We start from the raw sequence: 6,950 nt of genomic DNA, 5'->3' as shown, positions 1-6,950 counted from the left end.
CGTATGCGCCTTCCTCTTCGCCATCGATGACCCTCCCAAAGCACCCGCCGGACTACATTACCGGCGGACCCCTTCTAGGGGGTCAGGTCAGGCTGGCGGGCGCTGCTGCGCGGCGCACCGGACATGAACTCGCTGGTCGCCATCGGCACCGGCGCGGCCTTCGCCTACTCGACCGTCGCGACCTTTGCCCCCGCCCTGCTGCCGGAAGGCGCGCGGCACGTCTTCTTCGAGGCGGCGGCGGTGATCGTCACCCTCATCCTGCTCGGCCGCTGGCTCGAGGCACAGAGCAAGGGCCGCACCTCCGAGGCCATCCGGCGGCTGATGGGCCTGCAGCCGCCCACCGCGCGCGTGCTGCGCGACGGGCAGGAGCAGGAGGTCCCGGCCGCGCAACTCCTCGCCGGCGACATCGTCCTGGTGCGGCCGGGCGAGCGCATCCCCGCCGATGGCGAGGTGACCGAGGGCGCCTCCTTCGTCGACGAGGCGATGATCACCGGCGAGCCGGTGCCGGTGGAGAAGACCCCCGGCGCGCGCGTGACCGGCGGCACGGTGAACGGCACCGGCGCCTTCCGCTTCCGCGCCACCGCGGTGGGCGGAGAGACGGTGCTCTCGCAGATCGTCCGCATGGTCGAGCAGGCGCAGGGATCGAAGCTGCCGATCCAGGCGCTGGTGGACCAGGTGACGATGTGGTTCGTCCCCGCGGTGCTCGCCATCGCGGCGCTGACCTTCGGCGTGTGGCTGGTGTTCGGCCCCGATCCGGCGCTGGCTTTCGCATTGGTGAACGCGGTCGCGGTGCTGATCATCGCCTGCCCCTGTGCGATGGGCCTGGCGACGCCGACCTCGATCATGGTCGGCACCGGTCGCGCGGCGGAGCTCGGCGTGCTGTTCCGCAAGGGCGAGGCGCTTCAGTCCCTGCGGGACGTTGAGGTCGTCGCTCTCGACAAGACCGGCACGCTCACGGAAGGCCGCCCGACCCTGACCGACCTCGCGGTCGTGCCGGCCGAGGATGAGGCCGCGATCCTGACGCTGGTCGCCGCGGTCGAGGCCCAGTCCGAGCACCCTGTCGCCCAGGCCATCGTCGCCGCGGCGCGGACGCGCGGGCTGGTCCTGCCGGAGGCGACGGCCTTCCAGGCCGTGCCCGGCTACGGCGCGACCGCGCTGGTGGACGGGCGGCGCGTCGCGGTCGGCGCAGACCGCTACATGGCGCGGCTCAGCCTCGACGTCGCGCCCTTCGCCGCCACGGCGGCCGCGCTCGCGGACCAGGGCCGCACGCCGCTCTACGCCGCAGTGGATGGGCGCCTCGTCGCGGCGCTCGCGGTGGCCGATCCGGTCAAGCCGGGCACGCCGGCGGCCCTCGCCGCGCTGCGGGCACAGGGGCTGCACATCGCCATGGTGACCGGCGACAACCGGCGCACGGCGGAAGCGATCGCCCGCGGCCTCGGCATCGATGAGGTGGTCGCCGAGGTGCTGCCGGACGGCAAGGTTGCCGCCGTGCAGGGCCTGCGTGAGGGCGGGCGGAAGGTCGCCTTCGTCGGGGACGGCATCAACGATGCGCCGGCGCTCGCAGCCGCGGATGTCGGCCTCGCGGTTGGCACCGGCACGGACATCGCCATCGAGAGTGCCGACGTGGTGCTGATGTCGGGCGATCTCGGCGCGGTGGCGACGGCCTTCGGGATCAGCCGGGCCACCATGGCGAACATCCGGCAGAACCTGTTCTGGGCCTTCGCCTACAACGTTGCGCTGATCCCGGTCGCCGCGGGCATATTCTGGCCCTTCGGCGGCACGCTGCTCTCGCCCATGCTGGCGGCGGGGGCGATGGGGCTAAGCAGCGTCTTCGTGCTGGCGAATGCACTCCGGCTGCGGCGGTTCCAGCCCGCCGCGGCCTCCGCGCGGGAGGGTGTGTGATGAACATCGGCGAAGCGGCGAAGGCCTCTGGCGTCTCGGTGAAGATGATCCGCCACTACGAGGCGATAGGACTGATGCCCGCCGCGACCCGGACGGAAAGCGGCTACCGCGTCTACCTGCCCGAGGATGTGCACGCGCTGAGGTTCGTCCGAAATGCTCGCGACCTTGGCTTCCCGCTGGCGGAGATCGAGGAGCTGCTTGGCTTGTGGCGAGACAGGGAGCGAAGCAGTGCGGATGTGAAACGTCTGGCCCTTGGCCATCTCGCGACGATCGAACAGAAAGTCAGGGCGTTGCAGGCAATCTGTGAGACTCTGCGGCACCTCGCGAAAGCCTGCCACGGAGATGGCCGGCCCGAGTGCCCAATCCTGCAGGGTCTTTCCGAACGGGAGTCGGCAGCAGCGCCCTCGGCGACGCGCGCCTCACGGTCCCGAGGAGGACTGCGACACAGCGGGATCAGCGCCGTACCGCGCGGTTGAATGTGCTGGCGATGCTCTTTACGGTTTTGCAATCGTGGGCTGGGTTCCCGCGCTGCAGCCGAGGATCGCAAGCAGCGGGCCGAGAACCGATGACCTCGGGCACGGTTATTTCATCTCATTTGTGATTGCACACGGACAACTGAGTTCGGCATGATCCCGTTATCGTAGAAGAGAGGGCCGGTCCTGCGCGCCTGGAGCGCGCTCCAAGGCCCGCGCACGACCGGGATCGGGGTCGGCCGGCATTGGAGGCTGGGCTAAGTGCCGCGACGGCTACAGCGGCCGAAACGAGGCGAACCACTTCGGGGCGAAATCGACCTGCGTGGAATGTCATTGGCAATCCTGGTAGCACGCACCGGGAGCATCCGTTTGGCGGCTCGCGAGGCGCGTAGAACTGTTTCGGCCGTCAGCCGCAGTATTCGGGCGCTTGAGGACGGGCTCGGGGTATCACTCTTCGAGCGGCGTCCGTCGGGCGTGAAGCTGACAGCCGCCGGCGACGAGTTTCTTGTTGAGGCAACACGCGTGCTCGGCGGCCTGCAATCTGCCGTATTGCGGGCGCGGGAGGCTGGATCGGCAGCGACGGGCCGATTGGTGATAGGCACATATTTCTCGGCCTCGATCGGACGGTTCCGAGAGGCGCTGATGCGGTTCGTCGAGCAGAACCAAGGCGTCGAGATCTGGCTTCGCGAGGGGAGCCGCGATGAGCTCCTGTTGACCCTGCGCCGCGGCGAGGTGGATCTCGCATTGCTGCTGGGGCCGATGGATGAGGCGGCGTTGGACCGCCTGGCGCTTTGGCAAGAGGCCGGCATGGTGGCCTTGCCCGAACGCCATCCCCTTGCCGACGCCGACTTCATTCGATGGCGGGACTTGGTGGACGAGACATTCATAGTCACGTCACGTGGTTCCGGACCAGAGGCCCGCATCACGGTCCAAGGATTGCTGCCGCCTGGGACGACAGCTCGCTTCGCAGCGCATGATGTCAGTCGGGAGGGCATGTTCAATTTGGTCGGCGCGGGGTTTGGCGTCGCCGTGCTCGCTGAATCCGCGTCAGGCGCGTCCTATCCCGGCGTCGTGTTCCGGCCCGTCGGCGACGAGACGGGGCCGACGATGGTTGAGGCTGCCGCGTACTGGGACCCCAAGCGTGACAACCCCGCCCTACGACGGTTCCTCGCGCAGTTGCGTGCCACTCAGGGATCGCGCGGCGGCTGAGGCTGCGGCCCGCGCGATCGAGGCGTGGGCCGGCGTGCCGACCGGAACCCCCGGTCGCTCGCGAGGAACCGCGCCAGCATCGGCGCGACCAGCTTCGTGGGCTCGACCTGCTGCCCCGTCTCGCGCGAGAGCGCGTCCGCGTAGGCGACCAAGTCGCGGTGGAGATCCGCCGGCAGTTCCACGGTGAGCTTCACCGGACGGTCGTCGAGGATCGGGCCGAGCTTCAGCTTCGGCATGGGTCAGCCTCCGTAGGGCTCGAGCACGAGGTCTCGGTGGACGATCACGCGCACCGGAAAGCCGGGGCGCACCGTCAGCGTCGGCGGGACGGAGAGCTGCCGGCGGACGATTTCCTCGCCGGCGCGGCCGACGGTGTCCTGGCCGCTTTCGCGGATGGCGCGGGCGATGTCGCTCTCGTCGTCACGGCCGAGTTCGAGGCCGAGGTTCAGCAGCGTCGCCAACCCAGCGGCCAGGAAGAGCCGCCCCCAGTGGTAGTCCACGCCGTCCTCGAGCCCGGCATAGCCCGCCTCGTCGGCGCCCGGCATGCGCTCCAGCACGATGGAGCGGCCGTTGGGCAGGATCAGCCGGTTCCAGGCCAGCAGGATGCGGCGCTGCCCGAAGCTGATGCGGCTGTCGTAGGCGCCGATCAGACGCGCGCCCTGGGGGATAAGCAGATGCCGCCCCGTCGGGCTGTCGAAGACGTTCGCTGTGACCTGGGCGGTGATCTGCCCTGGCAGGTCGGAGCGGAGGCCGGTGAGCAGCGCTGCGGGGATGACGCTGCCGGCCTGGATGACGAAGGGGCTGGCCGGCGCCTGGAGCCGATCCGGCGAGGTCGTGCGGCGATCGGCAGGCCCACCCAGGAAGGCGAGCCGCCGGTCGGTGGCGTCGGGACCGATCGCCACGGCGCCGGGATCCGCTGCCAGCGGTCCGGCGGGCGCAGCACCGCGTGGCTCGCCGCGTGCTTCGACCTGCACGAAGAGCCGGCTGGTGCGCGCCGCCTCGTTCTCCTGCAGCCGCCGCTGTTCGGCCGGATCGGCGGCCGTGGGCGCCGCCGGCGGCACGACCGGCTGTCCACGCTCCTGCGCGCGCAGGATTGGACGCCCGAGATCGCCCGGCAGCGGCGGCCCCAGCTGCGGGATGCCAGCATAGTCGCGCGGCAGGCCGGCCAGGCCGTCGGCCTGCGGGTTCCGGTCGGTGCTGTAGAGCTCGCGCGGCCCCTCGCCGCCGCTGCGGCCCTGGAGGGCCACGATCAGCGCCGCCCCGATGCCGAGCCCGGCCGCGACGCCGAGGCCGATCAGCACCCGGCGGGAGAGCCGCACCACGCGCGGCGGATCGGGGCGCAGCCGCAGCGCCGCGGCGATGTCGCGCTCGCTCCCGCCCCGTTCCGGCGTCGCCCCGCTCATCGCGCCCGGCCATCGGTGCGCACGATGCGCACGCGCTGCTGCCGGTCGCCGAGACGCAGCTCAGCCGCGGCGAAGAGCCGGTCGACGATCACAAAATTCTGCCGGACGCGGTAGTTGACGAGCTGCCCCTCGCCCTCCGGCCCGATGACGAAGAGCGGCGGCATCTCGCCCTGGCCGATGCCGCGCGGGAACTCGATGAAGACCTGCCGCCCGTCGTCGAAGGCGCGCAGCGGTCGCCAGGCGGGACTGTCGCCCTCGATCTCGTAGCGGAAGCGCAGGCGCGCGAGGTCGAGCCCCTGCTCGATGGGTGCCGCCGCGTTCTGCCGACGCAGCGCGATCAGCGCGTCCTGCGGGTACTGCCAGGAGACCGAGGCCATGTAGGTGTACTCGGTCGAGCGCAGCTCCAGCAGGTAGGTGCGCCGGTCTGTGTTGATGATGAGGTTGGTGGTGAGGTCGGGCCGCGTCGGCTTGACGATGATGTGCACCCGGCGCGTGGGGCCGGTGCCGCTCTCGGTGTCGCCGATGATCCAGCGCACCGTATCGCCGGCGGCGACGGGGCCGTTGCCGACCAGCGTCTCGCCCTCCTGCAGCATGATGGCGGTGACCTGCCCGGGCGCCGTGTAGACCTGATAGAGCGCGCCTGGTGTGAAGGGGTAGACCTGCACCGCGTTGATGAAGCCCGCGCGGACCGGCTGCACGCGCGCGGCGGCGTTGGCCTGGTTGACGCGCACCGTGGGATCGGGCGGCTCGGGCGTGCGGCGCGAGGGCGGGATGCGCTGAAGCTGGCCCAGCAGGGGCAGCGGCGTCGGCACCTCGACGATCTCGACAGGCCGCGGCGGCTCCGGGATCTGCGTCGCCTGGATCGGCTCGTCGTCGTAGCTGATCTCGGGCGGGCGGAAGGCGCAGGCGCCGAGGCCGAGCAGGACGAGCGCCAGGGTGGGGGTTGCGTGCCTCATTGCCCGAGCTCCCGCGACCAGTTGATGGCGTGGACGAAGATGCCGAGGGGGTTCTTTCGCAGCCGCTCGGCATCGCGCGCCGGCTGGACGACGATGGTCAGGATCGCGGTCCAGCGTTCGGTCCGCGCAAGCTGGCCGTTCTCGTAGGTCCGTTCGATCCAGGCGACGCGGAAGCTGTCGTCCGACGCGCGGATGACGCTGGAGACCTCGACGGCGACCTGCTGGCGGCCGACGCGGCCGAAGGGATCGCTTGCGCGCGCGAAGTCGTTCAGCGCCAGCGCGCCGCGATCGGTCGCGAAGTCATAGGCGCGCAGCCAGTTCTGCCGGACGATGATCGGGTCGGCGGCGATGCCGCGCACCTGCTCGATGAAGCGCGCGAGGTGCCAGGCGATCTGCGGGTCGGTCGGACGGAAATTGGCGATGGCCGGGGCGACGGCCTGCGCCTCACCGAGCCGGTCCACCTGCACGACCCAGGGCACGACGGTGCCGCGGGCGGACTGCCAGACCAGCGCCGCGGCGAGCCCGGCGATCAGGGCGAGTTCGCCGAGCGCCATGAGCCGCCAGTTGCGCGCCTGGACGCGAGCGGAGCCGATGCGCTCGTCCCAGGCCTGGGCTGCGCGCTGATAGGGCGTCTCGGGCTCGGGCGTGCGGCCGTAGCGGACAGAAGGACGGCGAAACATCAACGATCCTCCGAGAGGCGGATGGAGGAGCCCGCGCCGCCGCCATCACCGGAGCGGATGGCGTGTCCGAGGGTGGTGACGCCGTGGCTCAGCGCCTGGCCGCGCCGCATGCGTCGGGCCCAGGCGGGGGCGCCGGAGGCTGGCGGCGGGTCCGTGGGCGGCGATGCGCCGCCAGCGACGGCGGCGCTGCCCGCGGCGTGGCTCGCGCGGAGGCTGCCCGCCGCGCTGCGCAGCGGGCTGATGGCGGCGGAGGCCGCGGCCATCGCTACGCCGGAGGCACCCCCGCTGCAGTAGGCGGTGCGGCTGGCGCCCAGCGCGTAGGCCGAGCCG

General features: G+C 71.4%; 6 protein-coding genes and 2 pseudogenes. 3 read left to right on the top strand and 5 right to left on the bottom strand.

Going from position 1 to position 6,950, the window contains the following annotated elements; translation table 11 throughout:
* Positions 1-96 precede the first annotated feature (96 nt).
* The 3 genes and pseudogenes from GXW74_RS27560 to GXW74_RS27550 form a co-directional block, all read left to right on the top strand.
* Positions 97-1,902: pseudogene (locus GXW74_RS27560) on the top strand (copper-translocating P-type ATPase); the annotation flags it as partial.
* Positions 1,902-2,378, top strand: a complete 477-nt coding sequence (gene cueR, locus GXW74_RS27555) for a Cu(I)-responsive transcriptional regulator (RefSeq protein WP_211850115.1) — start codon at positions 1,902-1,904, stop codon at positions 2,376-2,378. The pseudogene GXW74_RS27560 and the gene cueR, both read left to right, overlap by 1 nt.
* 324 nt (positions 2,379-2,702) lie before the next feature.
* The gene (locus GXW74_RS27550) at positions 2,703-3,584 is read left to right on the top strand and encodes a LysR family transcriptional regulator (protein WP_211850113.1); all 882 of its coding nucleotides are present in this window, start codon (positions 2,703-2,705) and stop codon (positions 3,582-3,584) included.
* Here the strand turns inward: GXW74_RS27550 and GXW74_RS27545 are convergent.
* The 5 genes and pseudogenes from GXW74_RS27545 to GXW74_RS27525 all read right to left on the bottom strand — a co-directional run.
* Positions 3,563-3,820, bottom strand: a complete 258-nt coding sequence (locus GXW74_RS27545) for a DUF2274 domain-containing protein (RefSeq protein ID WP_211850112.1) — start codon at positions 3,818-3,820, stop codon at positions 3,563-3,565. The genes GXW74_RS27550 and GXW74_RS27545 overlap by 22 nt on opposite strands.
* A gap of 3 nt (positions 3,821-3,823) precedes the next feature.
* Entirely contained in the window at positions 3,824-4,984 is a 1,161-nt protein-coding gene (locus tag GXW74_RS27540; RefSeq protein ID WP_211850110.1) for a TrbI/VirB10 family protein, read from the bottom strand.
* Positions 4,981-5,940 (bottom strand): P-type conjugative transfer protein TrbG, encoded by a 960-nt coding sequence (gene trbG, locus GXW74_RS27535; RefSeq protein WP_211850109.1) that lies wholly within the window; start codon positions 5,938-5,940, stop codon positions 4,981-4,983. Before trbG ends, GXW74_RS27540 begins: the two co-directional genes overlap by 4 nt.
* Positions 5,937-6,620, bottom strand: a complete 684-nt coding sequence (gene trbF / locus GXW74_RS27530; RefSeq protein ID WP_211850108.1) for a conjugal transfer protein TrbF — start codon at positions 6,618-6,620, stop codon at positions 5,937-5,939. Before trbF ends, trbG begins: the two co-directional genes overlap by 4 nt.
* Positions 6,620-6,950, bottom strand: a pseudogene (locus tag GXW74_RS27525) (P-type conjugative transfer protein TrbL); the annotation flags it as partial. The pseudogene GXW74_RS27525 and the gene trbF, both read right to left, overlap by 1 nt.

The sequence above is a fragment of the Neoroseomonas eburnea genome, assembly GCF_018129005.1.
GTDB classification, from domain to species: Bacteria; Pseudomonadota; Alphaproteobacteria; order Acetobacterales; family Acetobacteraceae; genus Neoroseomonas; species Neoroseomonas eburnea.
The sequence above is the reverse complement of the archived record's forward strand: the minus strand, read 5'-3'. Positions and strand labels throughout refer to the sequence as shown.

Bases quoted from the DNA above. Each gene is read 5' to 3' on its own strand.
- cueR (WP_211850115.1), top strand. From the start codon at position 1,902: ATGAACATCGGCGAAGCGGCGAAGGCCTCTGGCGTCTCGGTGAAGATG.
- GXW74_RS27550 (WP_211850113.1), top strand. From the start codon at position 2,703: ATGTCATTGGCAATCCTGGTAGCACGCACCGGGAGCATCCGTTTGGCG.
- GXW74_RS27545 (WP_211850112.1), bottom strand. From the start codon at position 3,820: ATGCCGAAGCTGAAGCTCGGCCCGATCCTCGACGACCGTCCGGTGAAG.
- GXW74_RS27540 (WP_211850110.1), bottom strand. From the start codon at position 4,984: ATGAGCGGGGCGACGCCGGAACGGGGCGGGAGCGAGCGCGACATCGCC.
- trbG (WP_211850109.1), bottom strand. From the start codon at position 5,940: ATGAGGCACGCAACCCCCACCCTGGCGCTCGTCCTGCTCGGCCTCGGC.
- trbF (WP_211850108.1), bottom strand. From the start codon at position 6,620: ATGTTTCGCCGTCCTTCTGTCCGCTACGGCCGCACGCCCGAGCCCGAG.